Below are 18,196 nucleotides of genomic sequence, written 5' to 3' on the forward strand. Positions count from 1 at the left end.
TAGTGTTCTGCCGGTTAGGTAAGCCTTACCACATCTCCCATCCTGATCGTTCTGGACTACACCCGTGCTCGCAAACTTCCTGATCGGCCTCCGCGAGGGCCTCGAGGCAGCGCTCGTTGTGGGCATCCTCATCGCCTACGTCGTCAAGATCGATCGGCGCGATGTGCTCCCCCGCATCTGGATGGGCGTCGGCCTCGCTGTTACGGTGTCCCTCGCCCTCGGCGCGATCCTGACCTTCGGCGCCTACGGCCTGTCGTTCGAGGCGCAGGAGCTGATCGGCGGCATCCTCTCGATCATCGCTACGGCCTTTGTGACCTGGATGATCTTCTGGATGATGCGGGCCGCCCGTGGGCTCTCCCGCGAGTTGCGCGCCGAGGTGGACTCGCACCTCTCGGGTGCCGGCTGGGGCCTTGTGCTCGTCGCCTTCCTCTCGGTCGGCCGCGAGGGTATCGAGACGGCGCTGTTCATCTGGGCGGCGGTGCAGGCCACCGGTGAGACGACGCTCCCACTCATGGGAGCAGCCCTTGGCATCGCGGTGGCCATCGTGCTCGGCTACCTCATCTATCGCGGGGTGCTCAGCATCAATCTCTCCCGCTTCTTCACCTACACGGGCGTCTTCCTCATCATCGTCGCGGGCGGCGTGCTCGCCTACGGTGTGCACGACCTGCAGGAGGCCGGCTTCCTGCCCGGACTGAACAACCTCGCCTTCGACGTGAGCGCGGCCATCCCTCCGGACAGCTGGCACGGCACGCTGCTGAAGGGCGTGTTCAACTTCTCCCCCGCCACCACCTGGTTCGAGGCGGCTGCGTGGCTGCTCTACGTCATTCCGGTTCTCACGATCTTCATTGCGACAGTGCGCAGTCACAGCGCGAAGTCACAGCCCATCGCACCCCGCGAATCCGTCACAGAAGGAGCACAATGACCACGAGTCACCTCACGGCAGGCCTCGGCCTCGCGGCTGTCGCCCTGCTCGCCCTCACCGGCTGCGTGGCCAACACGCCCGCCGGTGGAGCCGACTCCACCGCCCTCACGGTCGACAGCAGCGCGACCGACTGCGCCGTCAGCGCGGGCAAGGCACCCAGTGGAAACGTGGTCTTCACGGTCTCCAACTCCGGTGACCAGGTCACCGAGTTCTACCTGCTCGCCGACGACGGCCTGCGCATTGTCGGAGAGGTCGAGAACATCGGCCCGGGCATCGAGCGCAACCTCGTGGTGCAGGCCCGCCCCGGCGACTACTTCACCGTCTGCAAGCCCGGCATGATCGGCGCGGGCATCGGCAAGACGGCGTTCACCGTCACCGATTCCGGCAAGGACTTCGCCCTCGAGGGCGACCTCGCCGACCAGGTCGACGCCGCGAACGCCAACTACAAGTCCTACGTCAAGGACCAGGTCGAGAACCTCGTCGTCGGCACCGAGGACTTTGCCGCGGCGTACAAGGCCGGCAATGACGACGAGGCCCGCGCGCTCTACGCGCCCACCCGCGTCTTCTGGGAGCGCATCGAGACCGTCGCCGAGTCGTTCGGCGACCTGGACCCGAGCATGGACCTCCGCGAGGCCGACCTCGAAGAGGGCCAGGACTGGACCGGATGGCACGCGATCGAGAAGGACCTCTGGCCCGCTGACGCCGAGGCCGGCTTCGTCGCCTACGACCAGGCCAAGCGCGATGCTCTCGCCGACCGTCTCGTCTCCGACACCGACACGCTCTACACGAACGTGCAGGACCTCGAGTTCACCCTCGACCAGCAGGCCAACGGCGCGATCGGCCTCCTCGACGAGGTAGCCACCGGCAAGGTCACCGGCGAGGAGGAGTTCTGGTCGCACACCGACCTCTGGGACTTCCAGGCCAACATCGATGGTGCCAAGGTGCTGTACGCGGGCATCCGCGACATCCTCATCGAGAAGGATGCCGATCTCGCCGCACAACTCGATGAGGAATTCGACGCCCTGCAGGTGCTGCTCGACGCGCAGAAGGACGGTGAGGGGTTCACGCTCTACACCGACCTGACCGACGACGAGATCCGCGCGTTCTCCGACCAGGTGAACGCCCTCGGCGAGCCGCTCTCCAAGCTCACCGGAGTGCTGGTCCTGTAAACGCACCACCAACTAACGAAAAGTGCTCCATATCTCCCGGTATGGAGCACTTTTCTACGGGCGACAAGGGAGGATTGACGGATGACTGACGACGCGAAGCCCGGGCTGTCCCGGCGTGGGCTCTTCGGGCTCGCCGGAGCGGGCGTTGTGGGTGCCGGCATCGGATTCGGCGTCGACCGCGTTCTGACCCCGGAGGCGAGCACGTCCGGCGCCGCAGGCGTTTACCCGTTCTTCGGTGAGAACCAGGCCGGCATCGTCACGCCCGCGCAGGATCGCCTGCATTTCGCCTCCTTCGACGTGAGCGACATCTCCCGCAACGAGCTACAGGAACTGCTCGAGGACTGGTCCTACGCCGCGAACCGCATGACGTCCGGCCTCGGCGCAGGCGAATTCGGTCCGGCGGATGGCCCGTACGATTCACCCCCCGATGACACCGGTGAGGCGCTCGACCTCCCGCCCGCCGGCCTCACGATCACGTTCGGCTTCGGTCCCGGCCTGTTCGACGAGAGATTCGGATTGGGTGGCAAACGCCCCGAGGCCCTCATCGACCTCCCCCACTTTCCGGGCGACGCGCTCATCGACGGGCTGGTCGGCGGCGACCTGTGCATCCAGGCCTGCAGCGACGACCCGCAGATCGCTGTGCACGCCATCCGCAACCTGTCGCGCATCGCCTTCGGACGCGCGAAGCTGCGCTGGTCGCAGCTCGGCTTCGGCCGAACGTCATCCACCACTCGCGCGCAGGTGACGCCGCGCAACCTGTTCGGCTTCAAGGACGGCACGGCGAACCTCCGCGCGGAGGACACGAACGTCGGCAAGGAGATCTGGGCGCAGAACGGTGACGGACCCGCGTGGATGACCGGCGGCTCGTATCTCGTCAGCCGCAAGATCCGCATGACCATCGAAACGTGGGACCGCACCTCACTGCGCGAGCAGGAGCGCGTCATCGGCCGCAACAAGGGCGAGGGCGCACCGCTCAGTGGCGGTACCGAGTTCACCGAGCCCGACTTCGCTGTGACGGGACGAGCGGATGCGCCGCTCATCGACGAGACGGCACACGTGCGCCTGGCGCACCCCGAGACGAACTCGGGCGCCACGATGCTGCGTCGGGGCTACAACTTCGTGGATGGCAATGACGACCTGGGCAGGCTCAACGCCGGCCTCTTCTTCATCTGCTTCCAGCGGGATCCCCGCACCCAGTTCGTTCCGGTGCAGCTGTCGCTCGCGCGCAACGACGCGATGAACGAGTACGTGCGCCACGTGGGCTCGGGCATCTTCGCGGTGCCGCCCGGGGCGACCAGCGACCGCCCGATCGGCGCGGGGCTGTTCGGCTAGTTCGTGGTCTCGGCCGAGGTGACCGTGTAGTTCGCGAGGAAGCCGTTGCTGCCGTCCTCGGAGACGACGACGAGCACACCCCAGTCGGCGTTGGAGAAGGCGCCCGTTCCGCCTGCACCCGCGGTGCCCGCGACCGCTGAGGTGAAGCCGGCGGCCTCGAGCTCGGCCTTGATGGTGTCGTACGACTCGAGTCCGTCGACCTTGACCGTCACGTTGTAGACCCGGTTCGTGGCGTCGCCGAGCGAGCCGCCGAAGGTGATCTCGCCGTCGAAGATCGGCACCTCTGACGGGAAGCCCTCGGGGACATCAGTTCCACTCTGCACGGCTCCGCCGGTCGCTCCCTCGATGATGCCGTCGATCGGGATCATCGAGCACGCCGCGAGGGAGGGGGCGAACACCACGGCGAGGGCGATGGCGACGGGCACGGTGAAGCGGTTGCGAAGAGTGGTCATGCGCCCAGTGTATTAGGGGCGGGTTAATGAAGAACACCCTCCCCCGGCGAGGCCGGGGAAGGGTGTTCGTGAAAGGTTGTTAAGCGTTCTGCTTCTTCAGGCGAGCGGTGCTGCGCTGGCGCGCGTTAGCGTCGAGCTCGACCTTGCGGATACGCACGAACTCGGGAGTTACCTCAACACACTCGTCCTCGCGGGCGAACTCGAGGCACTCCTCGAGCGTCAGCTTGCGCGACGGGGTCATGCGCTCGAACGTGTCCGAGGTGGACTGGCGCATGTTGGTGAGCTGCTTCTCCTTGGTGATGTTCACGTCCATGTCATCGGCGCGCGAGTTCTCGCCGACGACCATGCCCTCGTAGACCTCCTGCGTCGGCTCCACGAAGAACGACATGCGCTCCTGCAGGGCGACCATGGCGAACGGGGTGGCGACACCGGCGCGGTCGGCGACGATCGAGCCATTGGTGCGGGTCTCGATCGATCCGGCCCAGGGCTCGTAGCCGTGCGAGACGGCGTTGGCGATTCCCGAACCGCGCGTGATGGTCAGGAACTCGGTGCGGAAGCCGATGAGGCCACGGGACGGGACGATGAACTCCATGCGCACCCATCCGGTGCCGTGGTTGCTCATGCCCTCCATGCGACCCTTGCGGGCTGCGAGGAGCTGTGTGATGGCGCCGAGGTACTCTTCCGGTGCGTCAGTGGTGAGGTGCTCGAAGGGCTCGTGCAGCTTGCCGTCGACGCGCTTGGTGACCACCTGCGGCTTGCCAACGGTGAGCTCGAAGCCCTCGCGGCGCATCTGCTCGACGAGGATGGCGAGCGCGAGCTCTCCACGGCCCTGGATCTCCCAGGCGTCCGGGCGTCCAACGTCGACCAGCTTGATCGAGACGTTACCGACGAGCTCGCGGTCGAGGCGGTCCTTGACCATTCGAGCGGTGAGCTTGTGGCCCTTGACCTTGCCGATCATCGGGCTGGTGTTGGTGCCGATGGTCATCGAGATGGCGGGGTCGTCGACCGTGATGGTCGGCAGCGGACGAACGTCGTTCGGGTCGGCGAGGGTCTCACCGATGGTGATGTCCTCGAAGCCGGCGACGGCGACGATGTCACCGGGTCCCGCGGACTCGGTCGGGAAGCGGTCGAGCGCCTTGGTGATCAGCAGCTCGGTGACCTTGACGTTCGCGACGGATCCGTCGTGCTTGACCCAGGCGACGGTCTGGCCCTTCTTGATGGTGCCGTTGAAGACACGCAGCAGGGCGAGGCGGCCGAGGAACGGCGATGCGTCAAGGTTGGTGACGTGGGCCTGCAGCGGGTGCGTGTCGTCGTACGACGGGGCCGGCACGTGCTTGAGGATGGCGTCGAACAGCGGCTCGAGGTCTTCGTTGTCGGGCAGGGTGCCGTTCTCCGGCTTGTTCCAGCTCGCGGCGCCGTTGCGGCCCGAGGCGTAGACGACGGGAACGTCGAGGATCGCGTCGAGGTCGAGGTCGGGAACCTCGTCGGCCATGTCGCTCGCGAGACCGAGGAGCAGGTCCTGGCTCTCAGCGACGACGTCGTCGATGCGGGCATCCGGTCGGTCAGTCTTGTTGACGAGCAGGATGACGGGGAGCTTTGCCTCGAGGGCCTTGCGGAGAACGAAGCGCGTCTGCGGCAGCGGTCCCTCGGAGGCGTCGACGAGCAGCACAACACCGTCGACCATGGACAGGCCGCGCTCGACCTCGCCACCGAAGTCGGCGTGACCCGGGGTGTCGATCACGTTGATCGTGATGTTGCCGCCCTTGTGGTTCTCTTCGGCGTGGATGCCGTTGTAGAGCACTGCGGTGTTCTTCGCGAGGATCGTGATGCCCTTTTCGCGCTCGAGCTCGTTGGAGTCCATGGCGCGGTCCTCGAGGTGCGCGTGCGCCTCGAAGGAATTGGTCTGGCGGAGCATGGCGTCGACGAGGGTCGTCTTGCCGTGGTCAACGTGGGCGACGATTGCGACATTGCGCAGGTCTGTGCGAGTGGCGATAGCCATGGCTGTTTTCCTTGCTAGATGAGCGGTGCCGGGGCGTGCGCGCGGCACTCATTGGGCACGGGCACGACCACACACGAACGCTTTGATGAGGGTCTGTGGGGTACTCAGGATCACGACGATGGTGCCCTGCACAAATATTCTACCGTGATCGGGCGGCTTATTCGCTGTCAGCGGAAGGTTGCCAGTCCCAGAGGTTCCAGACCAGCCCGGGATCGAGCGTCGAGGGCGCGACGCCGGTCACGCGATCGGTCCATGCGGTGACGACCGGAAACTGGTAAAGCGGCAGCCCGTAGGCCTCACTCCAGAGCAGTTCGTCTACGCGGGCGAGCTGTTCCCGCTGCACTGCCGGGTCGCTGCTCGCGGCGATCTCATCAAGCAGCGAGTCGACCTCGGGGCGCGCGAACGAGTTGTAGTTGCTGATCGGCGAGTCGGAGCGCAGCCGCGCCTCGGCCGCAGAGACGGCGAGGTTACTGGTGTTCCAGCCGAACAGGGCGGCGTCGTAGCTGCCGGGGAGGCCGAGGAACTCGGTCCACGATGCGCGCGAGCAGTTGGTGACGACGAACCCGGCGCGTGCGGCCGAGTCGGTGATGAGCTGGAACTCCGCAACCCGGCGCGGGTTCGCCGGGTCGAAGAGCATGCAGACGGTCGGAGCGGTGACGCCCGCCTGCTCGAGCAGCTTGCGCGCGCCGGGCACATCCACTCGCTGAAAATCTCTTGAGCCATTGGATGCCACAGCCACGTCATACCCGTCCATTCCGGGCAGGAACACCAGCGAGTCGAGCAGCTCGGCGTCCTCGACAAGGGGTGTCACGAGCTCGTCGAGGATCTCCTGACGCGGTATCACCCTGAGGAAGGCCTCGCGCACGAGCGGGTCGTCGAAGACTCCGTTGCGCCCACCCTCGAACTGCAGGTCGAGGTGCTCCCACGTGCCGCCGACGCCGGTCTCGACGGTGACGCCGTCGACCGAGTCGAGCGCCGAGAGCACGTCGGGGGTCGAAGCCGGAGCGATCACGTCGACGTCGCCCTGCTCGAGGGCCGCGATCGCGGCGAGTGGATCGCTGATGGTACGCACCACAACACTCTCGATCGAGGGCTGGTTGCGGCCACGGTAGGCGGGGTTCGCGGTGAGGGTGACCGACTCGCCCTCCTCTATAGCGGTGATCGTGTACGGGCCCGTGCCGACGAGCAGCTGTTCGTCCCGTGGCATGCGCTCGAGGTTGAAGTCGGAGTTCCACACTCGCGAGATTCTCGCGAGATCGGACTCGTCGCCGGTTGTGATGGCGTCGATCACCGCGGCCTTCGCCGCGGTCGGGTCGCCGCCGAGGGCGCGCTCCCCCACGACGTGCGCGGGCATGCCCACCTGGAAGGCGAGCTCCCAGTCGACGAAGTACTCGTCGTAGACGAGGGTGATCGAGCGCCCGTCGCTACCGAGCTCGGGCAATTGGCTCACCCGCGACAGGCCCGAGGCGGGGGCACCGTCGAAGTAGACGACGTCACGAGGAAAGTTGTCGGTGTACTCGCCGGTCTCCTGGTTGACGAAGTCGGTGGCGCTGAATCCCTCGGTAGAGAACCGCCCCGAGTTCGCCGCCCAGGCGAGCAACAGGTCGGCCGAGTCGACGGGCACGCCGTCCGACCAGGTCACTCCCCCGGCGATCTCGTAGCGCACCGTGAGCGGGTCCTCGCCCAGCACCCGATAGCTGCCGAACGACTCGTCGCGCACGAGCGTCGACGTGTTGTCGTAGTAGTTGAACCGCGAGTTGGTGACGTGGTCGATGCTGCGATTGGCGATCGTGTTGCCGTACGAGGTGACGGGGTTCAACGAGGTGAACGCCTGGTTGCTCGCGATTGTGACATCGCTGCCCGTGACAACGTGGCGCTGCGGACCGCACCCCGTGAGAAGCAGGGCCAGGGCAACGACGAGCGAAATCGCGGCAGCGGATGAACCGTTCCGAGACCTGCGCACAGGCTAGACCTTAGCGGCCGCGCGCTTCTCGCGGCGCAGCTTCTGCTCGGCCGGGTTCGGTACCGGCACGGCGTCGATGAGCTTGCGGGTGTACGGATCCTGCGGATTGCGCAGGATCTGCTCCTTGCTGCCCTGCTCGACGATCTTTCCGCGGTGCATCACGGCGATGCGGTGCGCGAGCAGGTCGACGACGGCGAGGTCGTGGCTGATGAAGAGCGTCGCGAACTGCTGCTCCTTCTGGATCTCCTGCAGCAGCTCGAGCACACGGGCCTGCACCGAGACGTCGAGCGCGGAAGTCGGCTCGTCGGCGACGAGGAGCTTGGGGCTGAGCGCGAGGGCGCGGGCGATTCCGATGCGCTGGCGCTGGCCACCGGAAAGCTCGTGCGGGTAACGGTTGCGGAACGCGCGGGGCAGCTCGACCATGTCGAGCAGTTCCTCGGTGCGGGTCGCGATCTGGGTCTTGCTGTAGCCGCCCGCGAGCAGCAGCGGCTCGCCGATCGACTCGCCGACGGGCCAGCGCGGGTTAAGGGAGGAGCCCGGGTCCTGGAAGACGATTCCGATGTTGCGGCGAACCGCGCGCAGGTCCTTCTTGTTGACACCGACCATGTCCTGGCCCGCTACCTGCAGCACGCCGGACTTGATCGGCAGCAGGCCGACAAGCGCGCGACCGATGGTGGTCTTTCCCGAGCCCGATTCGCCCACCAGCCCGAGCACCTCGCCCGGGTAGATCTCGATGTTGGCGTCGTCCACGGCGAGGAACGCGGGAACACGCCCGCGCTTGGGGTACTCGACCATCATGTGCTCGACCACGAGGGCCGGCTTGACGTGTGCCTCGCGGGCGGAGACGACCTCGACGGCCTCACCGGTTCCGAGGTGCGGAACGGCTGCAAGCAGCGCCTGCGTGTAGGGGTGCTCCGGTGCGTTGAAGATCTGGTCGACGGTGCCGGTCTCGACGATCGCGCCATCCTTCATGACCACGAGGTGGTCAGCCAGGTCGGCGACGACACCCATGTCGTGGGTGATCAGGATGATCGCGCTGTTGAGGCGCTTGTGCAGGTTGCGCAGCAGGTCGAGGATCTCGGCCTGCACCGTCACGTCGAGCGCCGTGGTCGGCTCGTCGGCGATCAGCAGCGTCGGGTCACACGAGATCGACTGGGCGATCATGGCGCGCTGGCGCTGCCCGCCCGAGAGCTGGTGGGGGTAGGAGTCGAAGGCCTTCTGCGGATCGGGCATCTCGACCATGGTGAGCAGCTCGATGGCGCGCACCTTGGCCTGCGCCTTGGTCATGTAGGAGTGCGTCTGCACGGCTTCGACGATCTGGAAACCGACGGTGTACACCGGGTTGAGAGCCGTCATCGGCTCCTGGAAGATGACGGCGATCTTGTTGCCGCGCACCTTGCGGAGCTTATCGGCGCGCATGCCCACGAGCTCTTCGCCCTCGAGCTTGACGCTTCCGACCGAGCGGCCGTTGGTCGGCAGCAGGCCGAGCAGCGCCATCGAGCTCGTAGTCTTACCGGATCCGGACTCGCCGACAATGGCGAGCACCTCGCCCGGGTTGAGCGTGAAGTTGACGTCGGTGGCGGCCGGAACCCAACCGTTCTCGACCCAGAAATCGACCCCGAGGCCGGCGACCTCGAGGATCGGACCGGTGGTGGTTGTGGGTACTGCGTTCACTTGTCGTCTCGACTTTCGCCTTCGCGGGAACCGCGTGGGAGCATGGGGGCATGGCTAATGGACAGATCGAGACCGACATCACTATGCCGTCCCGGTTCGGTCGCATCCTCGCGGTCATTACAGTCGCGATCGCCGCCTACGGGCTGGTTGTCACTGTTGCCGACTCCGGGCTGGAGGGACTTCTCGTCTCCTCGTGGCCGTTCGTATTCGTGAGCTATCTCGCCTTCGCGGTGTTCTGGCAGCCGAGCGTCACGGTGAGTGACGGCGGGGTGACCCTGCGCAACGTTCTGCGCACGATCCACCTGCCATGGCCGTCCATCCAGCGCATCGATACGAAGTTCGCCCTGACGCTGTTCACGGACTACGGCCACTTCGCCGCGTGGGCCGCTCCGGCTCCGACGCGTTACAGCGTCGGCCAGACCGACAAGAGCGATTTGACCCGCCTGCCCGAATCCACGTACTTCGCCGGCACCATTCGCCCGGGAGACAACCCCGCGAGCGACTCGGGGCAGGCCGCCCTCGTTGTGCGCATGCGCTGGGAGGCCCTGCGTGACGCTGGTCATCTGGACTCGGCGCGGCTCGAGAAGGAGCGTCCGGACATCCAGTGGCATCTCGTGACGATCGCTGCGCTGGTGGTTCTCGGCGCGGCCGCCGTTTTCAGCGCCGTTCACTAGAACGTCCCGCCCTGCAGGTCGTTCTTCGCGCCACGGTTGAAGACCATGGCCTTCGCCTTGTCGAAGGCGCTGTCCTTGCCGGGAAGGCGCTTCTGGCGAGGGTCGAACGCGTCGCGCAGGCCGTCACCGATGAAGTTCACGCAGAGCGCGATCACCACAATGAAGAGGCCCGGCCACCAGAACAGCCATGGACGCGTACGGAACGCCTCCTTGTACTCGCTGATGATCTGGCCGAGCGAGATGTCGGGCGCCTGGATGCCGAAGCCGAGGTAGCTGAGCGCAGTCTCTAGCAGGATCGCCGCGCTCATGAGCAGCGTCGTGTTGACGATGATCACCCCGACCGCGTTGGGCAGGATGTGGCGGAAGATGATGCGCGCGGGGCTGGCACCCGCGACCTTGGCGGCGTCCACGAACTCGCGCTCGCGAAGACTGAGGAACTCGCCGCGCACGAGGCGGGCGAGACCGGTCCACGACACCGCGCCGAGCACGATGCCCAGTGCGATCGCGTTTCCACCGATGGTCTTTCCGAGAACGGCTCCGAGGATGATCACCGGGATGATGATGATCGTGTCGGTGAAGCGCATGAGCAGCGCGTCGATCCAGCCGCGGTAATAACCGGAGATGGCTCCGATGATGATTCCGAAGACGGTCGAGAGGATTCCGATCAGGAACATCACGGTCAGTGACTGCTGGGCTCCGCGCATCACGCGGGCGAACACGTCTTTACCGAGGGTGTCCTGGCCGAACGGGTGCTCTCCCACGATGGGCGGGAAGACCGACAGCGTCGGGGTGCCGCCGGCATTCAGCACCGCGTAGCTGCGGTACCACTCCTGGTTCCACCAGCCGAAGATGCGCGTTCCGTCGATGACCTGCTGGCCGTCGACGACGATCAGTCGGCCCGTTCCGCCGATGACGGTGCCGACCGCGGTGAAGACGAAGATGATGAGCGCGGTCAGCACGACCAGCGCGATCACCGCGGCACGGTGGCGGAAGAAGCGCTTGCGCACGATGGCACCCTGGCTGAGTCCGGCCACCTGGCGCTGGTCGATCGACTGCTCGGAGCCGCGCGACAGGTCCTCGCCCGAATCCCCGGGAAGGGTCTCGAGGCTGGTCTGCTCGGGAGCGATCGGGCCGTTCGCGATGGGTCCGTCGTGCTCGCCGGGAGCGGTGGGGTTCTTTTTGTCAGCCATGGTTATGCCACCCGAATTCGTGGGTCAAGTGCGGCGTATACAAGGTCCGCGATGAGGTTGAAGATAACGGCGACGACACCGGTGACGAGGAAGACACCCATCACGATGTTCACGTCGGCCGCCCGGAGGCCCGCGTTGAACAGGTACCCCATTCCCTGCCAGGCGAAGATCGTCTCCGTGATGATCGCGCCTCCGATGAGAGCGCCGATGTCGAAGGAGATGATCGTGGCGATCGGGATCATCGCGTTGCGGAAGGCGTGGCGCATGATCACGGTGCGCTCGGTGAGTCCCTTGGCGCGAGCCGTGCGTACGTAATCCTGATTCATCACCTCGAGCAGGCTGCCTCGTGCGTACCGCGTGTACGCGGCGAACGAGATCAGTGTGAGCGCGATGGTCGGCAGCAGCAGGTGGGTGAAGGTGTCCATCATGGTGATCCAGATGTCGCCGTCGAGACCCGGGGTCTGCGAACCGATGGTGGCGATGGCGCCATTTTTGATCGGGATGCGCTGCAGGTACTCGGGGTAGACGAGCAGCACGCGGTCCACGATGACGATCAGCGCCACAAGTCCACCGGTGAGGGCTGCCGTGCGGGCGAGCTGCCGCTTGTCGTCCTTGCCGAACGCGTAACCGGCGCCGATGCCGACGAGGATTCCGACGACGACGAGGGCCGGCACGATCCACCACCAATCGCGACCGGTGAAGAACAGGTACTGCAGCGGCGACCACACGGCCGCCCAGAACACGACGGTCGTTCCCGCCGCGAGCAACGCCCGGCGGTTCTGCAGTCCGGTGGAGAGCAGCGTGATTCCGACGGCGATCGCGGCGCCGGTAAGCAGGATCCCGGGAATGCCGATCGTCGGGGTCGAGAACCAGTCGGTGATGACGAGGGTGCCGAGAATGAGGCCGGTCGCGAGGGCGCCGCCGAGGAAGGCGATTCCGCGACGACGGAGATCACCGCCGATGATGCTCATCCAGACAAGACCGGCGCCGAGGCCGATCAGCACGATCAGCCACCAGGGTATGTCGGGTTGGGAGAGGAAGGCGTTAAAGCGGATCGCGCCGTACTCCTTGAGCAGTACGGCAACCCAGAAGATCGGTAGCGAATAGAGGATGAACGTTATGAAGGTGATCACGTAGTCGAAGCCGCTGTATTGCCTCAGAGCCGTGATCATGCCTATCGAGAGACCGAGCACGATGGCCAGGATCGTCGCGGCCGTGATCAGCTGAAGAGTGGATGACACGGCGGAGCCGATCGCATCCGTGACGGGCTGGTCACCACGTGTGAACGAGGTGCCGAGGTCGCACTGCCCGATCACGCACTTTGCCGCGCCGCCCAGCCAGTCCACGTATCGCACGGGGATCGGATCGTTGAGCCTCAGCTGCTCGATGCGGGCGTCGATACGCTCCTGGCGGTTCGGGGAGCTGGATCCCTTGAGGTCGAGCAACGGGTCTCCCGAGACTGACGTCAAGGAGAAGACGATGAACGAGGCAGCCAGGACAACGAGAATCGTCGCCAGGAGTCGTCTCACCACGAATGTCAGCACGGAGCTTCCTAACAGGTAGTCATGGGCAGCAACGCTGCCGCCACGTCAATGGTAAACGAGCGGGATGTGTACACCGCGAATGGGGTCTCTCTGAATGGGCGAGACCGCGAAACCCAGCTCTCACGGTGAAGGTGCCGAAGCGTGGCCCCGGCACCTCACCGTGATCTGTCCTGCTGCGATCCGTCACCGGGTGGGCACGAGGCCCACCCGGATCGGATCGATCGTGCTAGTTGCTCGTGACCGGAGTCCACTCCCAGAAGTTCCAGAAGAAGTTCGGGCTGAGCGGGTTGTCCTTCACACCGGTGACCTGGTCGCTCCAGACGAGGAGGCCGGGGAACTGGAACACGGTCGTGCCGTATGCGTCCTTCCACAGTTCCTGCTCGATCTTGAGCTGCAGTGCGGTCTGCTCGTCGGGGTCGACGGTTACCTCGAGCGTGTCGAGTGCCTCGTCAACTGCCGTGTTGGAGTAGCCGCTGTAGTTGCCACCCTTCTGGAGCGGGTCGGTGTAAGTACCGAAGATCTGGTCGGAACCAGAGATCGCGAGGCTCGTCGAGGACCATGCGAACAGGGTCACGTCGTGCGTGTTGATCGGCTCGGCGGCGGGGTCGGTGAAGACCCAGTCGGGCTCGCTGGTGTCAACGAGGTTGAATCCGGCGAGAGCCGCGGAGGCCGAGATGAGCTCGAACTCCTGGCCGCGACGGACGTTGCCCTCGGGGTACCAGAACTTGACGGAGACGGGGGTGGTGACACCGGCGTCAGCGAGAAGCTGCTTGGCGCCCTCGATATCAACATCGAGGTAGTCGGCCGATCCGTTGTCCTTGACGATCGTCGCGTACTTGCCTTCATCAGCAGGGCTGACGAGGAACGAGTCGCGGATCTTCGCGGCCGCGTCGAGCGGCTTGATGATCTTGTCGACGATCTCCTGGCGGGGAACGACCTTGAGGAAGGCCTGGCGGACGGCGAGTGCCTTGGCCTCGTCGCCACCGTTGCCCTCAGCGGTGAACGGGCCACCGTTGTTGAACGTCAGGTCGAGGTGCTCGTACGACGCCTGGACGCGCTGTTCGATCGAGGCCGTCGAGATACCCTGCGCAACGGCGAGGGTGTCAGAGGTCGGCTGACCGGTCCAGATGTCGAGCTCGCCGTTCTCCAGTGCCTGGAGGGCAGCGGTCGAGTCCTCGATCGTACGGATCGTGATCTTCTCGAACTTGGCCGAGGAGTCCCAGGTGTCCAGCGGGTTCGCCGACAGGGTGATGAACTCGTCTTCCTTGATGTCGGAGATCACGTAGCGACCGTTCGACAGGTAGAGAAGTGGGTTCTCCGGCATCGTGGTGTAGCCGTAGTCCTCGTTCCAGGACTTGGCGACGGGCTCGAGAACCTCTTCGTCACCGTCCTGGATGGCCTTGGTCAGCTTGCCCTGTGCGGACTCACCGAACTTCTTGGCCGACTCCTGGTATGCCTTGAGAGCTGCTTCCTTGCCGTCATCGCTGGCGGCGGTGTACTTGTCGAAGAGGTCAAGGGTTGCCTTGTACTCGTCGGGGAAGGCCAGGCCGTAGGTGCCGTGAGCCGAGACGCCGATGCCGAGAGCGAGCTCCCAGTCGACGTAGGGCTTGGAGTACACGAGCGTCAGCGTCTTGCCGTCGTCCGTGATCTTGGGGGTCTCGGTGACGAGGCTGAGGCCTGCGGTCGAGGCGGGGGCGAAGGCGTTCTCGCCGCTCTTGACGTTGCCCGAGCTTGCAGCCCACGCGAGGAGGAGGTCGTCGGCCGTGACCGGCACTCCGTCAGACCACGTGACGCCATCGGCAATCGTGTACTTGACGGTCAGCGGGTCATCGCTGGTCTTCTCGAAGGTACCGAAGTCGGTGTTGCGAACGAGCTTGGGCTCTGCGTCGTAGTAGCTGAAGCCGGAGTTGGCGATGTACGTGACGTTACCGTTGGCCGTGTTGTTGCCGGCGCCGCTCAGCGAGTTGTAGTGGAAGAAGCCGCTGTTGTACGCAACAGTGATCTCCGTTCCCTCTACGACCTCGGAGACGTAGGGCTGTGAGCAACCGCTCAGCACCAACGCGCTCGCAGCGACAACAGCAACCGTGGCTGCTATGTGCTTGATCTTCAATTTTCCTCCTGTGGAAACTGGACACTCGGCAGCACAAAATGGTGCGTGCACGCCGACCTGATAGATGAACCATAAGTAGGCTCATCCACTCCTGACAAACTGTAAGGAGAAACGTTACACAGTGGTAACGCACTCTCCACATCGTTGCGCAGATAACAACAATCGAGCGTCGATCGGGCAGATTACGCAATAATGTTGCAAACCGGCGCGATCGACGATGCGAATCGTCTTCGCGAACCGCGTAGCATCGAAAAAGTGAGCTCTCCCGAGATACCCGGTCGTTCCCGACTGACCGCAGAGATCCTCATCGTTCTCGGTCTTTCACTCGGCGCCTCCGCCCTGTACTCCATTGTCGCGATCGTCAATCGCCTCACCCGCGACGAGTCGCTCGGCGCCCAGACCGCCACGATCAACAATTCGCTGAGCCCGCGGCCCACCTTCGACCTGATCTATCAGGTGATGGGGGTGTTCTTCGACCTGATGCCCGTCGCACTGGTCGGCTTCCTGCTCTGGCGTGCCACGCGGCCGCATCTCGGTGCCCTCGGGCTGAGTTTCGAGAAGCCGTGGCGGGATGCCCTGCTCGGGCTGGGGCTTGCGGCGGCTATCGGCATCCCGGGCATCGGTGTGTACCTGGGCGGTCGTGCACTCGGCATCACGGTCAACGTAGTGCCGACGGCACTCGACACGTACTGGTGGACGATTCCCGTGCTGCTGCTGTCGGCCCTGCGCGCCGGGATCACCGAGGAGGTCATCGCCATCGGCTACCTCTACGCGCGACTCGCGCAGTTCGGCTGGGGCCGCTGGCAGATCATTGTCGCGAGCGCTCTGCTGCGCGGCAGTTACCACCTGTACCAGGGCATCGGATCCTTCGTCGGCAACGTCGCCATGGGCATCGCCTTCGGCTGGCTCTACACGCGGTATGGGCGATTGCTCCCGCTCGTCATCGCGCACTTTGCGCTCGACGCCGCGATCTTCATCGGCTACCCGTGGATCGCCGGTCTGCTGCCCCAAGTCTTCGGAAATGGCGCATCGTAGCGCTTTTTACGCAACGACGAAAAAACCCGCGCGCCCACCGGCCGGGGTGTTGACACCCGTTCGGGGGTCATGACTACTGTAGGGCATCGCACGCTGAGGTGCGGTCACCTTCGGGTGTCATGGTCAGAGGGGTGAAACGTGAGCAACAACGCTCCGGATTCCGGAATACCGTCAACAATCAGCCACTTCGAACAGGTAGAACAGTCCGAGCCGTTCGTGCGGCTCAAGAAGCGGCATCGCAGCTTCGTCTTCCCCCTCGCCATAGCCTTCCTGCTCTGGTACTTCGCCTATGTGCTGCTCGCCGACTACGCGCACGACTTCATGTCGACGCCGGTCTTCGGCAACGTCAACGTTGGGCTGTTGCTCGGCCTCGGCCAGTTCGTCACCACGTTCGCGATCACCACGTGGTACGTGTCCTACGCCAATCGGCGGCTCGATCCGCTCGCCACGGAGATCCGTGCGGGGCTCGATGACGGGCTTGCCGCGCGCAACACCGCAGAAGAGGAGGCAGGACGATGAGCGTTTCGGTCATGGCTGCGACCGCGGCATCCACCACAGTCGGCACACCCTGGATCAACATCACCATCTTCGGCGCGTTCGTGGCGATCACTCTTGTGGTGGTGCTGCGCGCGAGCCGGAACAACAAGACGGCCGCCGACTATTACGCGGCCGGCCGATCGTTCACCGGGCCGCAGAACGGCACGGCCATCGCGGGCGACTACCTGTCGGCAGCGTCGTTCCTCGGCATCTGCGGCGCGATCGCGATCAACGGGTACGACGGGTTCCTGTACTCGATCGGCTTCCTCGTGGCCTGGCTGGTCGCCTTGCTGCTCGTCGCCGAGCTCATGCGCAACACGGGCAAGTTCACGATGGCCGACGTGCTGTCGTTCCGTCTCAAGCAGGGGCCGGTGCGGGTGGCTGCGGCGACCACAACGCTCGCCGTCTGCTTCTTCTACCTGCTCGCCCAGATGGCGGGGGCCGGCGGGCTCGTCTCGCTGCTGCTCGGCATCAACGACAAGGTGGGGCAGTCCCTCGTCGTCGCGGTGGTCGGCGCGATCATGGTGCTCTACGTGCTGGTGGGCGGGATGAAGGGCACCACCTGGGTGCAGATCATCAAGGCTGTGCTGCTCATCGCCGGCGCGTTCGTGATGACGATCTGGGTGCTGGCGATTCACGGGTTCAACTTCTCGACCCTTCTCGGTGCCGCTGCCGAGGCCGGAGGGGCCGCAGTACTGAATCCGGGCCTGCAGTACGGACTCACCGACCTCTCGAGGCTCGACTTCATCTCACTGGCCCTCGCGCTGGTGCTCGGCACGGCAGGACTCCCCCATGTGCTGATGCGCTTCTACACGGTGCCGACCGCCCGCGAGGCCCGACGCTCGGTGGTCTGGGCGATCTGGCTGATCGGACTCTTCTACCTGTTCACCCTCGTGCTCGGCTACGGAGCCGGCGCCCTCATCGGTGCGGATCGCATCAAGGCGGCACCGGGAGGCGTCAACTCGGCGGCCCCGCTGCTCGCGTTCGAGCTCGGCGGGCCGGTTCTGCTCGGCATCATCTCGGCGGTGGCGTTCGCGACGATCCTCGCCGTCGTGGCGGGTCTCACGATCACCGCCGCGGCGTCGTTCTCGCACGACGTGTACGCGAGTGTCATCAAGAAGGGCAAGGCCGCCCCCGGATCTGAAGTGAAGGTGGCGCGCATCACGGTTGTCGTGATCGGCATCTTTGCGATCCTCGGCGGCATCGGGGTGCAGGGGCAGAATGTGGCGTTCCTCGTCGCGCTGGCCTTCGCCGTCGCGGCCTCGGCGAACCTGCCGACGATCCTGTACTCGCTGTTCTGGCGCCGCTTCTCTACCAGGGGCGCGCTGTGGAGCATGTACGGCGGTCTCGGCTCTGCGATCATCCTCATCGCGTTCTCGCCGGTCGTCTCCGGCACCGAGACCTCGATGATCCAGGGCGTCGACTTCCACTGGTTCCCACTCAGCAACCCCGGCATCATCTCGATCCCGCTCGGCTTCCTGCTCGGCTGGCTCGGAACGATCACCTCGCGCACCCTCGAGAACCCCGCCGTCGCCGCGGAGATGGAGGTGCGGTCGCTCACCGGCCACGGCGCGGAGGGTGCGACGGACCACTAA

At 65.3% G+C, this 18,196-nt stretch carries 14 protein-coding genes; 7 read left to right on the top strand and 7 right to left on the bottom strand.

Translation table 11 applies throughout. The features are described from left to right. The first annotated feature begins 64 nt into the window (after positions 1-64). From efeU to efeB, 3 genes are all read left to right on the top strand, one after another. Positions 65-922: an iron uptake transporter permease EfeU gene (gene efeU, locus EYE40_RS07995; RefSeq protein WP_130981453.1), complete on the top strand. Its 858-nt coding sequence runs from the start codon at positions 65-67 to the stop codon at positions 920-922. Next, on the top strand, positions 919-2,091 hold the full coding sequence (efeO, locus tag EYE40_RS08000) for an iron uptake system protein EfeO (protein WP_130981454.1): 1,173 nt from the start codon (positions 919-921) through the stop codon (positions 2,089-2,091). The genes efeU and efeO overlap by 4 nt, the downstream gene beginning before the upstream one ends. An 81-nt stretch (positions 2,092-2,172) precedes the next feature. Next, positions 2,173-3,423 (top strand): iron uptake transporter deferrochelatase/peroxidase subunit, encoded by a 1,251-nt coding sequence (gene efeB, locus EYE40_RS08005; protein WP_130981455.1) that lies wholly within the window; start codon positions 2,173-2,175, stop codon positions 3,421-3,423. Here the strand turns inward: efeB and EYE40_RS08010 are convergent. The 4 genes from EYE40_RS08010 to EYE40_RS08025 form a co-directional block, all read right to left on the bottom strand. Next, complete coding sequence (locus tag EYE40_RS08010) at positions 3,420-3,875, bottom strand: hypothetical protein (RefSeq protein ID WP_130981456.1); 456 nt, start codon at positions 3,873-3,875, stop codon at positions 3,420-3,422. The genes efeB and EYE40_RS08010 overlap by 4 nt on opposite strands. Before the next feature lie 79 nt (positions 3,876-3,954). Continuing rightward, positions 3,955-5,874 (bottom strand): translational GTPase TypA, encoded by a 1,920-nt coding sequence (typA, locus tag EYE40_RS08015; RefSeq protein ID WP_130981457.1) that lies wholly within the window; start codon positions 5,872-5,874, stop codon positions 3,955-3,957. 157 nt (positions 5,875-6,031) lie between these two features. After that, the gene (locus EYE40_RS08020; protein WP_130981458.1) at positions 6,032-7,837 is read right to left on the bottom strand and encodes an ABC transporter family substrate-binding protein; all 1,806 of its coding nucleotides are present in this window, start codon (positions 7,835-7,837) and stop codon (positions 6,032-6,034) included. Positions 7,838-7,840: 3 nt separating this feature from the next. Next, positions 7,841-9,511 carry an ABC transporter ATP-binding protein gene (locus EYE40_RS08025; RefSeq protein ID WP_130981459.1) on the bottom strand — a complete coding sequence of 557 codons (1,671 nt, stop codon included), beginning with the start codon at positions 9,509-9,511 and terminating at the stop codon, positions 7,841-7,843. A gap of 50 nt (positions 9,512-9,561) precedes the next feature. On the opposite strand from EYE40_RS08025, the gene EYE40_RS08030 reads away from it, so the two are divergent. Continuing rightward, positions 9,562-10,185 carry a PH domain-containing protein gene (locus EYE40_RS08030; protein ID WP_130981460.1) on the top strand — a complete coding sequence of 208 codons (624 nt, stop codon included), beginning with the start codon at positions 9,562-9,564 and terminating at the stop codon, positions 10,183-10,185. On the opposite strand, the gene EYE40_RS08035 is transcribed toward EYE40_RS08030, so the two are convergent. From EYE40_RS08035 to EYE40_RS08045, 3 genes are all read right to left on the bottom strand, one after another. Then, on the bottom strand, positions 10,182-11,375 hold the full coding sequence (locus tag EYE40_RS08035) for an ABC transporter permease (RefSeq protein WP_130981461.1): 1,194 nt from the start codon (positions 11,373-11,375) through the stop codon (positions 10,182-10,184). The two genes, EYE40_RS08030 and EYE40_RS08035, sit on opposite strands and share 4 nt — an antisense overlap. 2 nt (positions 11,376-11,377) lie before the next feature. Then, a complete protein-coding gene (locus EYE40_RS08040; protein WP_130981462.1) occupies positions 11,378-12,919 on the bottom strand; it encodes an ABC transporter permease subunit in 1,542 nt (513 codons plus the stop codon). Positions 12,920-13,145: 226 nt separating this feature from the next. Then, positions 13,146-15,029, bottom strand: coding sequence for an ABC transporter family substrate-binding protein (locus EYE40_RS08045; RefSeq protein WP_130981463.1), 1,884 nt, complete (start codon positions 15,027-15,029; stop codon positions 13,146-13,148). 255 nt (positions 15,030-15,284) lie between these two features. Here EYE40_RS08045 and EYE40_RS08050 point away from each other — a divergent pair, with 255 nt between their 5' ends. From EYE40_RS08050 to EYE40_RS08060, 3 genes are all read left to right on the top strand, one after another. Further along, positions 15,285-16,064, top strand: a complete 780-nt coding sequence (locus EYE40_RS08050) for a CPBP family intramembrane glutamic endopeptidase (RefSeq protein ID WP_240034760.1) — start codon at positions 15,285-15,287, stop codon at positions 16,062-16,064. 138 nt (positions 16,065-16,202) lie between these two features. Next, positions 16,203-16,583 carry a DUF485 domain-containing protein gene (locus EYE40_RS08055; RefSeq protein ID WP_130981465.1) on the top strand — a complete coding sequence of 127 codons (381 nt, stop codon included), beginning with the start codon at positions 16,203-16,205 and terminating at the stop codon, positions 16,581-16,583. Next, positions 16,580-18,196: a solute symporter family protein gene (locus tag EYE40_RS08060; protein WP_130981466.1), complete on the top strand. Its 1,617-nt coding sequence runs from the start codon at positions 16,580-16,582 to the stop codon at positions 18,194-18,196. Before EYE40_RS08055 ends, EYE40_RS08060 begins: the two co-directional genes overlap by 4 nt.

Source organism: Glaciihabitans arcticus (genome assembly GCF_004310685.1).
Classification (GTDB): Bacteria; Actinomycetota; Actinomycetes; order Actinomycetales; family Microbacteriaceae; genus Conyzicola; species Conyzicola arctica.